The sequence below is a fragment of the Sphingobium sp. RC1 genome (assembly GCF_059738765.1).
In genome coordinates, this window is the sequence record NZ_AP027309.1 from 304938 (window position 1) to 323461 (window position 18524).

18 protein-coding genes are annotated in these 18524 nt (G+C 61.5%); 9 read left to right on the forward strand and 9 right to left on the reverse strand.

The features are described from left to right. Positions 1-4: 4 nt before the first annotated feature. The 4 genes from hppD to maiA are packed head-to-tail and all read left to right on the forward strand — an operon-like array spanning position 5 to position 4284. Positions 5-1036 carry a 4-hydroxyphenylpyruvate dioxygenase gene (gene hppD / locus AC6JBC_RS17650; protein WP_498026758.1) on the forward strand — a complete coding sequence of 344 codons (1032 nt, stop codon included), beginning with the start codon at positions 5-7 and terminating at the stop codon, positions 1034-1036. After that, positions 1029-2345 carry a homogentisate 1,2-dioxygenase gene (hmgA, locus tag AC6JBC_RS17655; RefSeq protein ID WP_498026759.1) on the forward strand — a complete coding sequence of 439 codons (1317 nt, stop codon included), beginning with the start codon at positions 1029-1031 and terminating at the stop codon, positions 2343-2345. The genes hppD and hmgA overlap by 8 nt, the downstream gene beginning before the upstream one ends. Continuing rightward, positions 2345-3643 carry a fumarylacetoacetase gene (gene fahA / locus AC6JBC_RS17660; RefSeq protein ID WP_498026760.1) on the forward strand — a complete coding sequence of 433 codons (1299 nt, stop codon included), beginning with the start codon at positions 2345-2347 and terminating at the stop codon, positions 3641-3643. The genes hmgA and fahA overlap by 1 nt, the downstream gene beginning before the upstream one ends. Continuing rightward, complete coding sequence (gene maiA / locus AC6JBC_RS17665) at positions 3640-4284, forward strand: maleylacetoacetate isomerase (protein ID WP_498026762.1); 645 nt, start codon at positions 3640-3642, stop codon at positions 4282-4284. Before fahA ends, maiA begins: the two co-directional genes overlap by 4 nt. Here maiA and AC6JBC_RS17670 read toward each other — a convergent pair. From AC6JBC_RS17670 to AC6JBC_RS17685, 4 genes are read right to left on the reverse strand one after another with little or no spacing between them, the layout of a single operon-like run. Beyond that, entirely contained in the window at positions 4281-4934 is a 654-nt protein-coding gene (locus AC6JBC_RS17670) for a glutathione S-transferase family protein (RefSeq protein ID WP_498026763.1), read from the reverse strand. The two genes, maiA and AC6JBC_RS17670, sit on opposite strands and share 4 nt — an antisense overlap. 52 nt (positions 4935-4986) lie before the next feature. Then, entirely contained in the window at positions 4987-5706 is a 720-nt protein-coding gene (hsh3, locus tag AC6JBC_RS17675; protein ID WP_498026764.1) for a 7-beta-hydroxysteroid dehydratase Hsh3, read from the reverse strand. 26 nt (positions 5707-5732) lie between these two features. Continuing rightward, the gene (locus AC6JBC_RS17680) at positions 5733-6494 is read right to left on the reverse strand and encodes an SDR family NAD(P)-dependent oxidoreductase (RefSeq protein WP_464789557.1); all 762 of its coding nucleotides are present in this window, start codon (positions 6492-6494) and stop codon (positions 5733-5735) included. A gap of 58 nt (positions 6495-6552) precedes the next feature. Continuing rightward, a complete protein-coding gene (locus tag AC6JBC_RS17685) occupies positions 6553-7317 on the reverse strand; it encodes an SDR family oxidoreductase (RefSeq protein WP_498026765.1) in 765 nt (254 codons plus the stop codon). 117 nt (positions 7318-7434) lie between these two features. On the opposite strand from AC6JBC_RS17685, the gene AC6JBC_RS17690 reads away from it, so the two are divergent. Continuing rightward, positions 7435-8307, forward strand: a complete 873-nt coding sequence (locus tag AC6JBC_RS17690) for a helix-turn-helix transcriptional regulator (RefSeq protein WP_498026766.1) — start codon at positions 7435-7437, stop codon at positions 8305-8307. An 87-nt stretch (positions 8308-8394) separates the two neighbouring features. On the opposite strand, the gene AC6JBC_RS17695 is transcribed toward AC6JBC_RS17690, so the two are convergent. The 3 genes from AC6JBC_RS17695 to AC6JBC_RS17705 are packed head-to-tail and all read right to left on the reverse strand — an operon-like array spanning position 8395 to position 11301. Continuing rightward, positions 8395-9336: a haloalkane dehalogenase gene (locus AC6JBC_RS17695; RefSeq protein WP_498026767.1), complete on the reverse strand. Its 942-nt coding sequence runs from the start codon at positions 9334-9336 to the stop codon at positions 8395-8397. A 2-nt stretch (positions 9337-9338) separates the two neighbouring features. Further along, entirely contained in the window at positions 9339-10514 is a 1176-nt protein-coding gene (locus AC6JBC_RS17700) for a sulfotransferase family protein (protein WP_498026768.1), read from the reverse strand. 40 nt (positions 10515-10554) lie between these two features. Then, positions 10555-11301, reverse strand: a complete 747-nt coding sequence (locus AC6JBC_RS17705; protein ID WP_498026769.1) for an SDR family NAD(P)-dependent oxidoreductase — start codon at positions 11299-11301, stop codon at positions 10555-10557. A gap of 143 nt (positions 11302-11444) precedes the next feature. Between AC6JBC_RS17705 and AC6JBC_RS17710 the strand changes: the two genes are divergently transcribed. Beyond that, complete coding sequence (locus tag AC6JBC_RS17710) at positions 11445-11903, forward strand: nuclear transport factor 2 family protein (RefSeq protein WP_498026770.1); 459 nt, start codon at positions 11445-11447, stop codon at positions 11901-11903. Positions 11904-12087: 184 nt separating this feature from the next. Next, positions 12088-12756: a TetR/AcrR family transcriptional regulator gene (locus AC6JBC_RS17715; protein WP_498026771.1), complete on the forward strand. Its 669-nt coding sequence runs from the start codon at positions 12088-12090 to the stop codon at positions 12754-12756. 18 nt (positions 12757-12774) lie between these two features. Here AC6JBC_RS17715 and AC6JBC_RS17720 read toward each other — a convergent pair whose 3' ends face one another. Continuing rightward, positions 12775-13776: a cyclase family protein gene (locus AC6JBC_RS17720; protein WP_498026772.1), complete on the reverse strand. Its 1002-nt coding sequence runs from the start codon at positions 13774-13776 to the stop codon at positions 12775-12777. A gap of 11 nt (positions 13777-13787) precedes the next feature. Next, on the reverse strand, positions 13788-14717 hold the full coding sequence (locus AC6JBC_RS17725; protein WP_498026773.1) for an NAD-dependent epimerase/dehydratase family protein: 930 nt from the start codon (positions 14715-14717) through the stop codon (positions 13788-13790). A 519-nt stretch (positions 14718-15236) separates the two neighbouring features. On the opposite strand from AC6JBC_RS17725, the gene AC6JBC_RS17730 reads away from it, so the two are divergent. Next, positions 15237-17801, forward strand: coding sequence for a TonB-dependent receptor (locus AC6JBC_RS17730; RefSeq protein ID WP_498026774.1), 2565 nt, complete (start codon positions 15237-15239; stop codon positions 17799-17801). A 101-nt stretch (positions 17802-17902) separates the two neighbouring features. Further along, positions 17903-18406 carry a lipocalin-like domain-containing protein gene (locus AC6JBC_RS17735; protein ID WP_498026775.1) on the forward strand — a complete coding sequence of 168 codons (504 nt, stop codon included), beginning with the start codon at positions 17903-17905 and terminating at the stop codon, positions 18404-18406. Positions 18407-18524: the final 118 nt, after the last annotated feature.

Sequence of the window (18524 nt, forward strand, 5' to 3'; positions counted from 1 at the left end):
GGACATGGCTGATAATCCATTGGGCCTCAACGGATTTGAATTTGTCGAATTCACGTCGCCAGACCCCGATTCAATGGCGGCGCAGTTCGAGCAGTTGGGCTTTGTCCCGACGCATCGTCATCCTTCCAAGAACATCACGCGGTATAAACAAGGTCGCATCAACCTGATGCTGAACCGGGACGATGCGGGGCGGGTGGCCGCGTTTCGCGGCGAGCATGGCCCGTCGGCCAGTGCCATGGCCTTTCGCGTGGCCGATCCCGAGGCGGCGATGGCGTGGGCGCTTGAACATGGCGCGCAGCCGACCGAGGAGGATGATACGGTCATTCAGGGGATTGGCGGATCGTACCTCTACTTCGTCAGGGACGGCGAAGATCTTTATGAGAATTGGGCGGAGTTCCCCGGATGGCGGTGGGCGGAAGCTGCCAACAATGTGGGTCTCGATATGCTCGATCACCTGACGCACAATGTGCGGCGGGGACATATGCGGGTGTGGAGCCAGTTCTACCGCACCCTCTTCAATTTCGAAGAGCAGAAATTCTTCGACATCAAGGGACAAGCTACCGGGTTATTGAGTCAGGCCATGATTGCGCCGGATCGGGCGATCCGAATTCCGCTGAATGAAAGCCAGGACGACAAGAGCCAGATCGAGGAATTCATCCGCCAATATCATGGAGAGGGCATCCAGCATTTGGCGCTTACCACGGATGATATTTACTCGACGGTGGAAAAGCTGCGGGCGCGGGGCGTTCGGTTGCAGGATACGATCGACACCTATTATGAGCTGGTCGACAAACGCGTACCCGGACATGGCGAGGATCTGGAGCGGTTGCGGAAGAACCGGATACTCATCGACGGTGATGTGGAGAGGGAGGGCATATTGCTCCAGATATTCACGGAGAATATGTTCGGGCCGATCTTTTTCGAAATCATCCAGCGGAAAGGCAATGAAGGTTTCGGCAACGGCAATTTTCAGGCATTGTTCGAAAGTATTGAGTTGGACCAGATACGGCGCGGCGTGATCACTGTTGATGAGTGAGGCTGACATGACGCTTTGCGGTTTCGGCAATGTCCATTCGACGGAAGCGGTGCCGGGGGCGCTGCCGATTGGGCGCAATTCGCCTCAGCATGTGCCTTATGGCCTCTATGCCGAACAGCTTTCGGGCACGGCTTTCACGGCGCCACGGCACCAGAACCAGCGAAGCTGGCTTTACCGGATGCGACCTTCGGCGGAGCATGGTCCGTATCAGCCATATGAAGGTGCGCGGCTTTTGCGATCCGGGCCGCATTCTGACAGCCTCCTGTCGCCGAACAGATTGCGGTGGGACCCGTTGGGCATGCCGGAAGCGCCGACTGATTTCATCGATGGGCTGATTACCTATACGGTGAATGGCGACGCAGTGCAGGGATTGGGTTGCGCCGTTCATATGTTCGCTGCCAATCGGTCCATGATCGACCGGGCCTTCTTTTCCGCTGATGGAGAGATGCTGATCCTGCCGCAGTTAGGGGCATTGCGGATCGTTACCGAAATGGGTGTCCTGACGGCTGCGCCATTGGACATGATCTTGATACCGAGAGGCGTGCGCTTTCGTGTCGAGCTGCTCGACGCGACAGCGCGGGGATATGTCTGCGAAAATCATGGGGCGGCGTTTCGCTTGCCCGAACTTGGGCCAATCGGATCGAACGGGCTTGCCAATGCGCGGGACTTTGAAGCGCCGGTCGCGGCCTATGAGGATGTCGAGCGGCCTTTCGAGATTGTGCAGAAATATATGGGGTCGCTCTGGACGAGCAGGGCGGACCATAGCCCGTTCGACGTGGTCGCATGGCATGGCAATCTTGCGCCGTTCCGCTATGACCTCCGCCGATTCAACACGATGGGAACGGTGAGCTATGACCATCCCGATCCATCGATCTTCACGGTTCTGACGTCGCCGAGCGATACGCCCGGCACGGCGAATGTCGACTTCGTCATCTTTCCGGCGCGATGGATGGTGGCGGAGGACACATTTCGGCCGCCCTGGTTTCATCGCAATGCCATGAGCGAATTTATGGGCATGATCGAAGGGGAATATGATGCCAAGGCGTCAGGCTTTATGCCCGGCGGCGCGTCGCTCCATAATTGCATGTCGGCGCATGGGCCGGACGTCGAAAGCCATGGCAGGGCGGTTTCAGCTGAACTCGCCCCGGTGAAGACAGACGCGATGATGGCGTTCATGTTCGAAAGCCGCCTGCCATATGCGCCGACCAGATGGGCGATGGAGACGCCGCTGCTTCAGCACGATTATGACGGCTGCTGGAAGGGCTTTGCCAAGGCGCAGCTTCCCTTGCCGCCGGAGGAGCCGCGCTGATGAACTGGTGGGAATGCGATGAGACTCATGATCCTGCGCTGACCAGTTGGGTTGGAAGCGCGCAGGGGCATCGGGACTTTCCGATCCAGAATCTGCCTTTGGGCGTCTTCGCGCCGCGTGAGGAGAATGCGCGGATCGGAGTGGCGATTGGCGACATGATCCTCGACCTGCGGGCTTGCGCGGAAACGGGGCTGTTTGGCTTGGAGTGGGAGGAGATTTGCGCGGAGCCGGTGCTGAACCGGATGCTCGCGCTGCCGCCGGAGCGAAGGCGGATGTTGCGGCGGCGGATCAGCGTGTTGCTCTCGGATCCGGCGAACCGTGCGGCGGTGGAGCAGATGCTCTATCCATCAGGCGAAGTTACGATGCATCTGCCCGCGCGCATTGGCGATTACACCGATTTCTATGTGGGCATTCATCATGCGAACAATGTCGGACGACAGTTCCGGCCCGATAATCCGCTGCTGCCCAATTATAAATATGTGCCCATCGGCTATCATGGCCGCGCTTCGTCCATCCGCCCGTCTGGCGTGCCGGTGCGGCGGCCGCGCGGACAGCGCAAGCCGCCAAATGCGGAGGAACCTGTTTTCGGCATGTCGGCGCGGCTTGATTATGAGCTGGAGCTGGGCGTCTGGATCGGCACGGGCAATGATCAGGGCAGCCCGATCCCGATCGAGGAGTCGGGAGATCATGTTGCCGGGTTCTGCCTTTTGAACGACTGGTCTGCGCGGGATTTTCAGGCGTGGGAATATCAGCCGCTTGGGCCGTTTCTGGCGAAGAATTTCCAGTCCACCATCTCACCCTGGGTCGTGACGGCCGAAGCCATGGCGCCGTTCCGCATGGCTCAACCTGTTCGGCCGGAGGGTGATCCGCTGCCGCTGCCCTATCTTTCTTCGGACGCGGACCAGCGACATGGAGCGCTGGCCGTGACGCTGGAAGCATTCATCCAGACGAAGCGCATGCGGGAGAAAGGGCAGCCGCCATTTCGCCTCAGCACCGGGCCAGCCCGCAACATGTATTGGACGGTCCACCAGATCGTGACGCATCATGCGTCCAACGGGTGCAACCTCAATGCGGGGGACCTGTTGGGTACGGGCACGATTTCCGCGTCGGTACGGGAAGGTTATGGCAGCATGTTGGAACTGACCGAAGGCGGGCGAGAGCCGCTGATATTGCCTGATGGAGAGAAGCGTTCCTTTGTCGAGGACGGCGACGAGATTTTCCTGCGCGCAACGGCTGACGCGCCGGGCTTTGTTCCGATCGGTTTCGGCGAATGTCGGGCCGTGGTGATGCCCGCATGAACGCGCCTGTCACCCTGCACGGATATTGGCGTTCGTCGGCCGCCTATCGCGTGCGCATCGCGCTGAACCTGAAAGGCGTCGACTATGTTCAGGTCAGCCATGACCTGCGCGCGGGGGAGCAGCGGGACGCCGATTACCTCGCTATCGCGCCTCATGGCCTGGTGCCCGCTTTGGAGGTGGAGGGCAGGACCTTCATCGAAAGCCCGGCCATCCTCGAATGGATCGACGGCAAGTGGCCCGGGCCGCCTTTGCTGCCCGGCGATGCGGATGAGGTTGCGGTTGTACGGTCGATGGCGGCGCTGATCGGTTGCGACATCCATCCTCTTAACAATCTACGTGTCCTCAACCGATTGCAGAGCCAGTTTCAAGCATCCAAGGATCAGGTGAAGGAGTGGGTGAGGCATTGGATTGCCGAGGGTTTTGCGCCGCTTGAGCAGATGGTCGCGCGGCATGGGGCGGGTTTCGCTTATGGGAGCGGGCCGACATTGGCCGACTGTTATCTTGTGCCACAGCTTTATAATGCCGGGCGGTTCGGGGTCGATCTGTCGCCCTATCCCCGATTGGTGGCGGCGGGTGAGGCTGCCCTGGTGCTGCCTGCTGTGCGGGCCGCGCATCCGGATCGGCAGCCGGATGCGGGTTAGCCCGTCTGTTCGGACTTGTTGAACACCGCGAGCTGATCGGCGAAGGCGCGCTGGTAGGCGGGGCGGGCTTCGCCGCGCGCGATATAGGGCGGTAGGTTGGGGTAGAGTTCCAGCAGCCCTGATCCAGTCAGCCTCCGCAGCACGGTGACTATCAGCAGGTCTCCGGCGCTGAAACCGCCTTCCAGCCATTCGCGGTCGCCGAGCCAGTTGGAAAGTTCCGACAGACGCTGTTTCACGCGGCTGTCCAACAGGGGCATGCGTGCTGCATACCAGCTTTGGTCGCGCTCCAGATATTTAGGCATTTCCCGTTCGAGGATGGGTGGTTCGACCGTGTTTAGGGCGGCGAACATCCAGGCAATGGCGCGGGCACGGCCATGGGCATCGCTGGGCCAGAGGCCGCCGTGCCGGTCGCCGATGTGCAGGATGATGGCCCCGGATTCGAAGAGAGTGAGGCCGTCTTCTTCATAAACCGGTATCTGTCCGAAGGGCTGCGAAGTGAGGTAGCTGGGCTGTTTCATTTCCTCAAAGGAGAGGAGCCTGACCTGGTAGGGCACACCTGCCTCTTCGAGAGCCCATCGGACCCGCATGTCGCGCGCCATGCCCCGGCCGCGATCGGGGGAACGTTCGAAGGCCGTGATGGTGATGGTCATCCTTCAACTCCGGCTGGTCACTGTTCGTCTTTCAGATGCCCCCCTGAAGATCTCACTTGCCATCCAGATGCGCGAAGTCGAACTGGCTCGTCGGGATGATGTCGATGCGCGAGAAGTCGATGAAGCCTGCGCAGCTGTCCAACATGTCCTTCGTATTGCGAGCGAATTTTTCGTCATCGCCTACCGCATCGAAGAAGGCGGGAGAATTGGTCATCGCTTCCGGCGTGAAGCATTCCTCGACAAAGGCGTCATAGTCGGGCGCGTCCGGCGTTAGCGCGCGGACGATGATATTCTGCACATATTCGAAGTTCGCCTGGGTATCGATGGCGACGCGAGTGTGGTGTCGATGCCAGTGCGCGACGGCGTCGTCCCAGCTCATGTCGGAGCGGAAGGAGATGAAGCTGGCCTGCGACCAGCCCCAGGTGCGCGCGCCGGCCTGCGGCACATGATCCCGGTTGGGGATGATGGTGGATTCCGCAACCAGCCATGCCGCGAACCGGCCGCTATGTTCGGCCACTATGCTATCGATGGGGCCACGGAAATGGGCATTGGAGGTAGGCAGCCAGAACTGCACAACCGCGTCCTGCTGCGGCTGTTGCCATGTCTGTAGGAGTGGCGCGGCGGGTTCCACGGTTGCGTCACGGACATTGAGGCGGATCGCACTGGCGCCTGCTTCCTTGAGGGCGGCAGGAAGTGTGGCCTTCAGTTGTTCCGCATAATCGGCGCGGCTTACGCCCTGCGGCGCCCAAAGAGCATAGATCAGCTTTTCCATTCAGATCTCTCCATCAATCTTTCAGGTCAGTCGAAATTGGCCTGTCCGCCATCGAGCGGAATGGTGGCGCCAGTCAGATAGGACAGGTCCGATCCGCACAGGGCGACGATGGCGCGGCCAATATCTTCCTCCAGCCGACCGATGCGGTCGAGCGGGATGGTGCGGAAAAAGGCCTTTGCCTCTTCGGGATTATTTTCGATCCACCATTTGAGGCCCGGCGATTCAGCATGCGGAGCGATGGTGAGGACGCGGATATTCTGGCGCCCCCATTCCGCCGCGCCCGCGCGCGTCAGGACGCGGGTCGCCTGCTTCACCGCGCCGTAACAGCCATAGCTGGTCATGTCCCAGCGGATGCCAGCGGAAGAGGTGAAGTTGAAAATGGTGCCGCCGCCGCGCGCCGCCATGTGGGGGCGCACCAGTTTCATTAGGCGGAAGGAGGCGAGCGGGCCGGATTCAAATCCGGCGAGGAAAGCCTCGTCCGTCACTTCATCCAGCAGGCCAAGCGGCACTTCCTGTGCGTTGTTAATCAGGATGTCGACGCCGCCCAGATCGGTGACCGCCCTGTCCACGGCGGCGGCGAGATCGTCCGCGTCCTTCACGTTGCAGGCGACAGCGATGGCGCGGGCGCCGCGTTCCTGCGCAAGCTGCGCGGTTTCCTGCACCTTCTCAAACGTCCGTCCGGCCAGCAGCAGATCGACACCTTCGCTGGCGAGGGCGAGAGCGGTGCCCTGCCCAATGCCCTGTCCCGCCCCGGTTATGAGGGCCACTTTGCCTTTCAGAGCTGACATCGCCTTTCCTTTCCCTTGAACTTGCTTCTGTCTATCGCGCGGCGTCGCCCCTTTCGAGTTAGACTTGCTGGGGCCGCAATATGGCGTCGCTGCCGCCGTCGATGAAGATCAATTGGCCGAGAAGATAGCTATTTTCCATGTTGAGCAGGAAATCGAGCAGTTCGGCAATGTCTTCGGGTCCCGCATAGTCCTTGATCGCGATCGGATTGCTCTGGTTGATCAGCTTGACCATTTCGGGCTGGTCGAGCAGCGGCGTCGTCATCGGCGTTTTCACGACGCCTGGCCCGATGCCGTTCAGCAGGATGCCCGCGCCGCCCCATTCAGGTCTTACCGCTGCACGGCGCATCCAGTGGGACAAGGCGTTTTTCGACGTGGCATAGGCATTGCCCCCGTCGGCGGCGATGGCGTCTAGCGCGGCTTGTTCCTTATCGGCGAGGCAAAGTTCGACCACCTTGCTGTTCGACGGCAACATGGCAGCGGTGGAACAGATGGCGACGGCGCGGGGCCGGGCGGATTTCGCCAGCAGCGGGCGCAGTCCTTCCAGCGTGGCGACCGCGCCGAAATAGTTGATGGCGATGGTTTCGCGGTCCATGCCCTGCCGCGAGATGCCTGCGCCTGCGAGCACGGCATCGACCCCATCGGGCGCAAGACGCGTCACCTGATCGATCATGGCCGTCCGGCCTGCGGCTGTGCCCAGATCGGCATCGATGTCGGAATTGCGCAGATCGACGCCAATGACGCGATGGCCGCCATGTTCGAGCCTGTCGCGAGTGGCGGCGCCGATTCCCGACGCAGCGCCGGTTACGACTATGGTTCTGCTCATGAAACACTCTCCATCTTTTGCTTTGTTGCGTTGTAGATGGCAGTTTTTTCTGCGCATAGCCAGTGCTTGTTCTCTCGCTCGCATGAGATTATCGTTGCGGTTATGACGCAGCAGCTTTTGACCGACGCCACGGCTACGCCGGGCGGCCATAGCGGACCGTGGACGGTGTTGGCCGCCGCCGTCAGCAGCGCCGCGCGCGTCGAGCTTCGCCGTTATGAGCTGCCCCGGCCCAATGAGATGTGGGAACTGGACGAAGCGCCGATCCTGTCGATCGTCATGCCCCGCGCCGAAGGGACGCAGGGCGAGATCATGTTCGATCTGGGCGACCGGCGGCGGCACAAGGTCGGTCGGCTGATGCTGCGACCCGGCGGCATAGCCATGCATTCGCGGGGCGATGGCGGCACGCTCGACATATTGATCTGCCGTTTCGATCCGGTGCGCTTTGCCGCTGTAACGGGATTGTCGGACTGGGACTCGCGGCGGTTGAGCCGGTGCGCGTCGATCAGTTCTCCGGTGTTGATGGCGTTGGCGGAGCGGCTGAAGCAGGAGACGGTGACGCCGGGCTTTGGCGCGGAAATGGCGGTTGAGGCGCTGGTGCAGCTGGCGATGGTGGAACTGGCGCGGCTGTTCCGGCGGACGCGGCAGGCGGACGCGATGCAGGGTGGTCTGGCACCATGGCAGCTTGCCCGGATCGAGGAAGCATTGCGGTCAAGCGATGGGGAGTGGCCGACGACGCAGGCGCTTGCCAGCCTGTGCGGGATCAGTCGGTCGCACCTGTCGCGATCCTTCGCGGCGACGACGGGAACGGGGCTGTCCGACCATGCAGCAGCGATCCGGATGGAGCGGGCGCAGGACATGATCCGGGGTGGATTGCTGCCGATGAACCGGATCGCGGAAGCGCTGGGCTTTGCGACGGCGAGTGCGTTCAGTGCTGCGTTCCGGCGGGCGACCGGGCTGACGCCGCGTGCGTTTCGGCAGGGGTTTCACTAGGTGTGGTTGCGCCGAACTCCGTTCGCGTCGAGCGTAGTTGAGACACGATGTGCTGCGGCTTCTCGACTTCGCTCGAAGCGAACGGCTCTAATTGTTTGTGTCTAAAAATTCGATCAGCACCCGCGCCAGCGCTGCGCCCTGATCCTCCTGCACGAAATGGCCGCCATTGGGGATGCGGGTGTGCGGTTGGCCCTTTGCGCCGGGGATGCGGCGTTGGAAGACCGCTTCCCAGGCGATGGTGGCTGGGTCCTGATCGCTGAAGGCGGTGAGGAACGGCTTGTCCCAGCTTTCGAGGGAGCGCCAGGCGGAGCGGTTTGCCTCCAGACCTTCGGCACCTTCGGCGATCGGGATGCCGCAGGTGATCTGGAGCATGCCCTTTTTGTAGGAGGCGTCGGGGAAGGGGGCGGCGTAGGCGGAGAGGACTTGCGCCGGAACATCGGTGACGCAGGCGCGACCGACGAGCAGGTCGAGCGGCAGATCTTCGCTGGTGTGGCAGGTTTCGACCCAGGCGGCGATCTGTTCTCCGGGCCAGCCCGGGACGCCGAGCGGTGGCGGGTCGCAATTCTGGAGGAGCGTGTTGGTGGCGAGGACAGCGCTGAAGCGTTCAGGACATTCGGACAGGACGCGCAGGCCGATGGGGCCGCCCCAATCCTGACAGACGAGGGTGACGCTGCGCAAGTCGAGCGCTTCGACGAAGGCGCGCATCCATAGAACGAAACGATCGAAGCCATAGGCGGCGCGCGAGGCGGGCTTGTCGGACTTGCCGAAGCCGATCATGTCGGGCGCGATGACCCGGTAACCCGCCGCCACGACAGGGCCGATCATGTGGCGATAGAGATAGCTCCAGGTCGGATTGCCGTGCAGCATGAGGACGATGGGAGCATCGCGTTCCCCTTCGTCCACATAATGCATGCGCAGCAGGCCGAGGCGCTTGTCCTCTACCTCCACATAATGGGGCGCGAAGTTGTAGCCCGGCAGCGCATCGAAGCAGGCTTCGGGCGTCCGCAATATGCCGGGCCGGACTTCCATCGTCAGGAAATGTAGCGTTCGCGATAGGTGGCAAATTCGCGCTTGATCGCTTCTTCGTCGAGTCCGAAGCGTTCGAGCGAATAATCGTGCATCGGGCGCTGCTCGCGCTTGTTGCCCGCCAAAAATTCGGCGAGGACTTCCTCCAATTGCGCATCGACGGGGATGCCCATGCGCGAAAGGACGCGTTCGGCCTGCGCCATCGGTTCCTTGCCGACTTCGCGATAGTCGATGTCGATGAAGCGGTCTTCGCCAATCCGTTCACGCGCGGCTTCGAACATGCGCATCCATTCGACAAGGCGCGGGAACCAGAAGGCGCCGACTTCCGTGTCGGTGAGGGTGGCGCTGAGCTTGTAGAGCGCGGCCTGCATGGAGACGTAGGAGGGGACGGTTTGCAGCGGGTCGCGATGCGTCATGATGAGGAGCGCATTCGGGAAAGCCTTGGCCGCGACCTCGGCATAGGGAAGGTTGGACGGGCTCTTCAAAATCCACTTGCGGCCCTTGCGCGAAGGGTCCTGCCACTGGAGATATTTGAGGATGGTCTTCAGGTCCTCATGTCCCTTGGACTGGTCGTAAGTGTTAAGCCAGCGGGTGAAGCTGGGCACATAATTCATGCCCTCGATCATCGTGCTGACGAACATCTGGCCGAGGACCAGTATTTCTTCGTCCGGCGCGTCGGGTTCGAGCGGATGGATGGACGCGAGTTCGGGCGAAAGCTGGAGCCAGCCGTCGATCATCGCCTGCGCATAGGCGCGGCGATCGGCCGGGTTGCCGCGTTCTTCGCCGGGGAAGGGGGCGAAATTCTGCGCCTCGTACCAGCGCAGGCCCGTCATGCCCGGCGCGCTGGCGAGCAGGCGCTGGAAGATGGTGCTGCCCGTGCGCGGCAGGCCGAGGATGATGCCCGCGACGTCGACTTTTTCGTCGAGAATCTCCGGGTGGCGCTTGATGTCCTCGACCATGCGCAGGCGGCTGACCAGGCCCTTGACGATCACCTCCGTCGTCGAAGCACGCCCGGCCGGGGTCAGGCGTCCTTCGCGGTTCGACGCCTCGATATACTGGTCCATCGGTTCGAAGAACCATTCGTCCCCGAAGTCGGCGAATCCTGCCCTTTCACGCGCCTGTTGCAGCAGCGCCTCCCGTTCGAGGGGCTGGGTCTGGGTCTGGTCGGGCTGGGTCGCCATGGTCGTCACTCTTCTTCAAAAAGCTTGGGGTTGGATAGGATCAGCCTGCGGTCTGGCCGCCATCAACGGGGAAGGCGACGCCGGTGATGCGCTTGGCCTCCGCCGATGCAAGGAAGGCGACGGTGTCGGCGATGTCGTCGGTCGTCGCCATCGCGCCGCTGTCGAGCCAGGAGGCCGAACGCATGACCATCTGCCAGTCGATATTGTCCGGCGGGGTCTGATGCAGCATCGGCGTATCCACGCCACCCGGACAGACGGCATTCACGCGCACACCTTCCTTCGAAAACTCCAGCGCCAGCGCGCGGGTCAGCCCGACCACGCCATGCTTGGACGCGGTGTAGGCCGAATTATACGGCACGCCGACGAGGCCAGCGGCGGACGCCATGTTGACGATATTGCCGCGGCGCTCGACCAGATGAGGCATGGCTGCACGACACATCTGGTAGACGCCCGTCAGGTTGACCGAGATGACGCGGTCCCAACGGGTGCGGTCGACATCTTCGAAGCGGCCGAAGTCCAGCACGCCAGCGATGTTGCAGAGGATGTCGAGTCCGCCATGAAGCGCGACCGCGCGATCAACTATGGCCTGGCAGGATGCTTCATCCGCGACGTCGAGCGCGAGGGCGGTAGCCGCCGAACCAATGGCTCGTGCCGTCTCTTCTACACCCTGCGCGTTGCGATCGCCGATGATCACCTTGGCGCCGTCGGCCGCCAGCCGCTTTGCCACCGCCAGACCGATTCCCGAAGCCGCGCCCGTCACGATCGCCGTCTTGCCTTCCAGGCGCATGCTACCTCTCCTTAACCTGTCATTTTGTTGGTTGATGCTTGCGTCAGTTTGCTACGCAATTCAAGGCTCATGGACGGAAAAACTTGACAAGCGCGAACCCGGAGGGCCTGTTTCGGTTTATAAAATCAGAAGGAGGATGTCTGATGCTGTCGCTTCAGGAAATGTCGGATCGGCTGGAGATTCAGGATCTTCTGTCGCGCTATAGCTATGCCATTGATGAGCGGAACTGGGATGGGCTGGACGACGTATTCACGCCCGACGCAGTGATTGATTACAGCGAAACCGGCGGCGCGAAGGGCAGTGTCGCGCAGATCAAGGCGTGGTTGCCCGTGGCCATGGAGCGATTCCCGCTGTTCCAGCATATGGTGGCAACGACCAAGCTGGAACTGGACGGGGACACGGCGCGCAGCCGGACCGTTCTGTTCAATCCCATGGTCTATAAGGGCGACGATGGCGCGGAGCAGGTGTTCTTCATCGGCCTCTGGTATCGCGACAAGCTGATCCGCACCGACAAGGGGTGGAGGATCGCGGAACGATATGAGGAAATGGGTTACGCGCATAATGTGCCGGACATGCCGCCGGTGCCAACGGTCGTGGCATGAAGGCGCGCTAAGAGGCCTCTAACTTGTGCCCTGATCGGGTCCCCGCCCGGGATCCGCTGTCGGAAGCATTGTTGCGCGTTCCGCCACTATCTGGACCGGTCAATATATCCTATAGCCGAGCGTCAGAGCTGCACGGCGTTCGTGCGGTTCATGGTGCCAGGCCAAGGGGGGACGAGGCCAGTCGATGATCAGCAGCGAGGCGGAAAAAAGGGTTGAGGGGGCAACGCGGCGGGTAGGCAGGCCCAATGCGCGCGAGGCTGAGCTGAAACAAGAGGCAATGCTGGAAGCGGCGCTGGAGGAATTTTCGAACCATGGCTTCCATGGTGCCTCGGTGCGCGCGATCGCCGAACGCGCGGGCGTATCCACCCGGACGGTGTATAATCGCTATACCGACAAGGTCGCGTTGTTCGAAGCCTGTCTGGAAATGTCGGCCATCCGTCATCACTTCCCGGGGGATTGCAAGGGCACGCTGCGTGAGCAGCTGATGCGCTACGCGCTGCATGTAAGCACCCGGATAAACCATGACCGGCAGGTCAGGCTGGCCCGCATCATCTATCGCGAAAGCATCAGCTTTCCTCAACTGGAAGACGTGTCGCGCCGTCAGTTCGAACGGTTCCAGCTTGATCCGCTGCAGCAGATTTTAAGGGTGCATGGTTTCAGCAAGCCCCGTGCTGAAATGCTGGCCGATCTCTATGTCGCCCTGTTGCTGCGGCGGTGGCAGTATCGCGTGATCTATAATACAAAGGCCATGACCCCGGCACAGATCAAGGCCAATGCCGAAACCGTGACGAGCCTGTTCCTGAACGGCGCATGTGCAATGTTGAACGAGGATAGCCCCACAAAGAAGGACTGACGCGGCTCCGGCTGGCCCTCAGACAGTCGCGATCGGCGTCACGGGTGAACCAACACTGCCAGGAAGGCGCAGCGGCGGCGCGGTGAGCAGGAAAGCATGGCGCTTTCGTTCATGCAGCCATGCGGCCAGTTGCTCCAGATACCAAAGCTCGCCCAGAAAAATGCCCTGCCGGAACAGGCAGAGGTCGTGGATGGGCAGGCGGATGGGGGGTGGTTCAGGCGAAAGGATAAGGTCGAGCGCCTCGATCGCGATATTGTCGGAGCAGATGGCTGTGATGCCGCTGTCGATGATCCATTGGAGCAGGCTTTCGTCACGGCCGTCCAGTGCGCACCCCGCCATGGCCAGCGGCGTATCCTTGCCGCTCGCTTCCCGGTCGAGAACCATCCGGTCGATGCCGGTATAGAGGAGCAGGAAGTCGCCTGTGCGCACCTCCACGCGCTGTGCATCCATCGCGCGCAGCAGATCGTCGCGAGAGATGGGCCGGTACTCCGTGCCATAAGCGGCTTTCAGGTTCACCATGACGCCGCGACCCTGCACGCCCGCCATCGCCAATGTCTCTATGCCCAGCGCGCGGGCGCAGGTCTCGCCAGCCGGGCCGTCGGGGCCGCTGATATGATCGCCAGCGCGGAAGCCGTTATAATAGACCAGCTCCGCCACGCCGTCGCCGTCCGCATCGAAGACGCGACCGCGATGTGACAGCGCGTCCCACTGGGTGGAATGCTGGGTGTAGAGCAGGACCCGGTCATCGCAGGTGGATTCTTCGCCGTTGGGGTCGAGGCGGTTGTACATTTCGCCCTCCTCATCGCAGGCTGCGCTGAGCAGCGGAGGGCGGCGGAAAGGCGCGAGGGGAATGGTGGGCACGTTGAGCGGCAGGCTGAGCGTGAAGGCTATGCCGTCGACGACTTCCGCCATGGCGGCGCGGCGGCATTCGGGCGTGATCAGGTTCATCCGGCCGATCTGATCATCCTCACCGAAATCTCCCCAATTCGACCCTTCGGGCCGGTGCACCCAGCGCGGCATGTCACTCTCCTTTATGCTATCCGGTCAGGGTAAAGCTGTCCGATTATCCGGCGCAAGCCTTCGCGCCAGTTGACCCGGCAAGGTCCGGTAATGGCGAGACGCCGCACGTTATCGACGCCCGAGCCAGGCTGAGCGCCGGGCGCGGGAGTGATTTCGACACGCGCGGGGACACCGAGCAAGCTTCCGGCATAGGCGGCCATGTCCTGCACGCTGACCATGTCATCTCCTGCCCAATTGACGATTGTCGCGGGGACGCTTGCGGCATCGAGCAGGGCAGGCAATTGAGCGAGCAGATCGTCGTCATGGATCGGATTATAGGGGCAAGGATCGGATCGCGTAATCCACGGTCGGCCCTCTGCCACGGCTTGTGCGACCAGCGTCGGCAATCCTCCGCGCGGGCCATAGGACGCACCCATCCGGGCGAGAGTGATGGGTATGCCGAACTCCCGCGCGCAATAACGGGCAACCGCTTCCTGCGCGATTTTTGCGACGGAATAGGCGGTCATGCCCGGCAGCATCGCATCGCCTAATGGATCGGTTTCGCCATAGGCGTGGCGCGGGTCGGGGTGCGGTTTATAGACGGCGACAGTCGACATGATCACCGCCGCCTCCACGTTGCGGCAGTGGGACAGGAGCAGGCCGGTCCCTTCCGCATTGGTGGTGATCGCCTGATCGCAATCGCTCCCTTCGATCGAGGCGGCGAGATGGAGGAGATGCGTGAAATCGCGCGGCAGATCGGAAAAGTCGGGCCGCCGGAGATCGACGGCCAAGGTCCTGATTCCTGCCGCTTCGACTTCCTGCCGCTGCGCCGGATCGCTGAAGCGGGCGATGCCCCAGACTTCATTGGAAAGAGCGAGAGAACGGGCAAGGGGGAAGGCGATCTGGCCAGCGGGGCCGGTGATCAGGATCTTGCGTCCTTGCAGGGGGGAAGATGATGCCATGGTCCGATGCATAGGCGAGAGGCGCGGTGGCGCTAGCGGGGAGTGCGGTTCTACGCATTTCTGTAACGGTCTGATCGTGGCGTGGAGAAATTACCACATGAGAGGCATTTTGATCTGCTTTCCGGTGGGTGGAAGATTGGGATGTTGTTTTCAAAATAATGAATGAAATGCAGAATTAACAGCGGTTGAGATATTGATTTCACAACAGGTCGTGTTAATAGACATAAGAAAGTGAGTGCTTACACAACACACCGGCGAACGGGGGTGGGGCACGGGGCTGTAAAAAAGGGGAGTTAGAGTGCGGCCTGCATGACATCGTAAGATGAACGGCGACGAAGAAACCGCGGCACCATCTATTTCGAACATCGACGCGCCAGCCTGAACCATCGCCATGTCGGCGGAGGCGGGGCTGTTTCGGCCCTGTGGCGCCGATCAGCTTAACCAAAAAACACAGTGGAGAGGATCGGGGCTGCGGTGAGAACGCCGCCAGCCCTGCACCATATACATAGGAGAGTGTGAATGTCGTCTGTTATCCGCGCGCGGCGGCGGTTGCCGCTGCTTGTCACCAGCATGATGGCTGGCGTTGCCGTTACAATGTTTGTTGCTCCGGCGGCCCTGGCCCAGACCGAAGCACAGCCGCAGGGCGCGGACGAGAATATCGGCCTGACTGACATCGTCGTGACCGCCAATCGCCGCGAGGAACGCAATCAGGACGTTCCGATCGCGATCACCGCGCTGTCCGCCGACCGGCTGGAGCAGCAGGGCATTGCCAAGGAGCAGGACCTTCAGGCGAGCGTTCCGTCGCTGGTCGTCGGTCCCAACGGGCAAGGGTCGCGTGAATCGCAATCCTTCACCATTCGCGGTCAGGGCGCCACGTTCCAGGCGTCACCGGGCGTCGTCGTTTATATGAACGAAGTCCCGCTCCCCGCTGGCATCACGCTCAGCCAACAGGGCGGACCCGGCAATTTCGTGGATCTGGAGAATTTGCAGGTCCTGTCCGGTCCGCAGGGCACGTTGTTCGGCCGTAACACGACCGGCGGCGCGGTGCTGCTGGTGCCCAAGAAGCCGACCAATAATTTTAGCGGCTGGATCAAGGGCGAGATTGGCAATTATGACCGCCGTTACGTCGAAGGCGCTGTCAATGTCCCGGTGATCGAGGACAAGCTGCTGGTCCGTGTCGTGGGTGCGTTCCATGATCGCGACGGCTTTACGCGCGATGTTGTGTGGAACAAAGATCGCGACAACGAACATTGGTATTCGGGACGTATCGGCATCACCTTCAAGCCCACCGAGACCATCGAAAACTACACGATGATCTATGGCTCGAACTCCAAGAATAACGGCGCGGGCTTTATCCACAAGGGCTTCAATATTGCCGGTCTGTCTGCGCTTAACCTTTGCTATGAAGGCGCGACCATTCCGGGCGCTATCGCATCGTGCGATGTCTACCGCGCGGCGTCGGCACAGGCGAATGCACTGGGGCCGCGTCAGACCGCGCTGGGCATCGATATATTTTCGCGTACCAAGACCTGGGGCGTTTCCAACACGACCGACATCGAGTTGAGTGACGAACTGACGTTGCGCAACATAGTCAGCTTCCAGAAGTTGAAGCTGGATTATGCCTATGACAGCGACGGCACGATCCTGCAGCAGCACGACGTCGATCCCAATCGCCTGCCTGCACCGGGCCAAGTGGTTTTGCCCGGCGACAATACGCCGCTCACCTATGTCAACGCATCCGATCCGGGCTTCCCGCGCGACGACCTGAAGCAGTTCACGGAAGAACTGCAGTTGCAGGGTTCCACACTGGACAAGCATCTGACCTACACGGTCGGCGGATTCTATTATGACCAGCGTCCAAGCGGCAAGCAGGTTGGCGCGGCGATCGTTTACTGCCCGGCGGCGTTCACCGGGACAAATATCGGCACTCCGGGCATTGCCGTGTGTCCTGCGAACTACAGCACCTACGGAACGACCCAGACGTCCAAAGCACTCTATGCCCAGGCGACGTTTGATTTCGGGGCGGTGTCACCTGCTCTGGAGAGCTTGCGCCTGACCGGCGGCTATCGTCACACCTGGGACAAGATCCGTGGTTTCTCCACTTCCTTCTTGCCGCAGATCGGCGGGACGACCGCGAAGTGCGGTTCGACCAGCGCCGTGGTGCCGATAGGGACTGCCCTGGCGGATTGCACCTACACTGCGGAACTGAACAGCAAGGCTTCGACCTGGCTGATCGGCATTGATTACAAGGTGATGCGCGACGTGCTGCTGTTCGGCAAGGTGAGCCGTGGGTACAAGGCAGGCGGCTTCAACCAGCAGGCCGTGTTCACCAACACCCGCACCTTCCAGCCGGAAAAGGTCACATCCTATGAAGCTGGCTTTAAAGCCGACTTCCGGATTGCCGACGTGCCGTTCCGCCTCAACACCAGCGCCTATTTGCTGGACTATAAGGACATTCAGCGGGCGGGAGCGGACTATAATCCGGCATCGGCTGCTGGTGGCGCAGTCGTCCGTAACGCCGACGCGCGGATCAAGGGTGTCGAGGTCGAAGCTTCGATGCGGCCGTTCAAGGGTCTGGAGATCGGCGGCAATTTCAGCCACACCGACGCGAAGTACAAAAATTACGAGTACACCACGTCGACCGGCGGTTTCGGCTGTAACGGTGGTGTTGCGCCGGGCGGAACGGTGGACCTGAGCTGTCTGCCCTTCCAATTTGTTTCGCCCTATATCTGGAGCATTCACGCCAATGCTACGGTGCCGGTGGGCGACGACATGGGTGAGTTGAACTTCTTCGCGAACTATTCGCACAGCTCGCGTCAGTATACCGATCCCGGCAACGTGCCCGCGCTACAGCCGGGCGCCTATCTGGAACCGTTCGGCCTGCTCAACATGTCGCTCGACTGGAACGGCGTTGCGGGCAGCGGGTTCGATGTCGGTTTGTTCGTCACCAATGCGACCAACAAGCTCTACCGGATCAGCAACAGCAATGTGTATCAGCAGGGTGGGTTGTTGTATCAAACGAGCCTTTATGGCGAACCCCGCATGTACGGGCTGCGCCTGAAATATCGCTTCGGCGGAGAATGATTAAGAAGGGCCGGGGAAACCCGGCCCTTTTTCTTTGTGGACATGCCGGGCGCGGGCGGCATCATTCGGTGTCGGCAGAATGAACCGGGAGAGGGCGAGAAATGGCTGTGAACGGATTGCCCGAACGGCTCAACCGCCCGGACATGAGCGCGCAACAGGCATTCGCCGCCTTTGTTGGCGGGTGGCAGCTGGTCCTGTGGACGACTTTTCATGCCGATGGCACGCGGGATTATCCCTTCGGCACCGACGCCGTCGGCCAGATCATGTACAGCGCGGACGGGCATATGAGCTGTCACCTGATGCAGGCGAACCGGCAGAGGTTCGGTGAGCCCAGCGTTTATCAGGTGAGCGACGCGGCGCTTGGGGAGTCGATGCGCGGCTATAGCGGCTATTTCGGGCGCTTTTCGATAGATGCGGAAGCCGGGATCATCACGCACCATGTCGATGGCGCATGGTATCCGGACTGGATCGGATCAGAGCAGCCGCGGCACTATGCATTTGAGGGCGACCGCTTGTTCCTGGAAGCGGAGATTGGCGATGATCTGGTGCGGATCGAGTGGCGGCGTGTTGTTACGGAGCTGGCTCGGGCGATGGGCGGCGCGTGAGGGAGCAGGGAAGCATCGGCATTAAGGCTGCTTTTCCGTCGCCCCGGGCTTGACCCGGGGTCCCGCTGTCTCGGCAGCGTCAGAAAATAAGCGGGACCCCGGATCAAGTCCGGGGTGA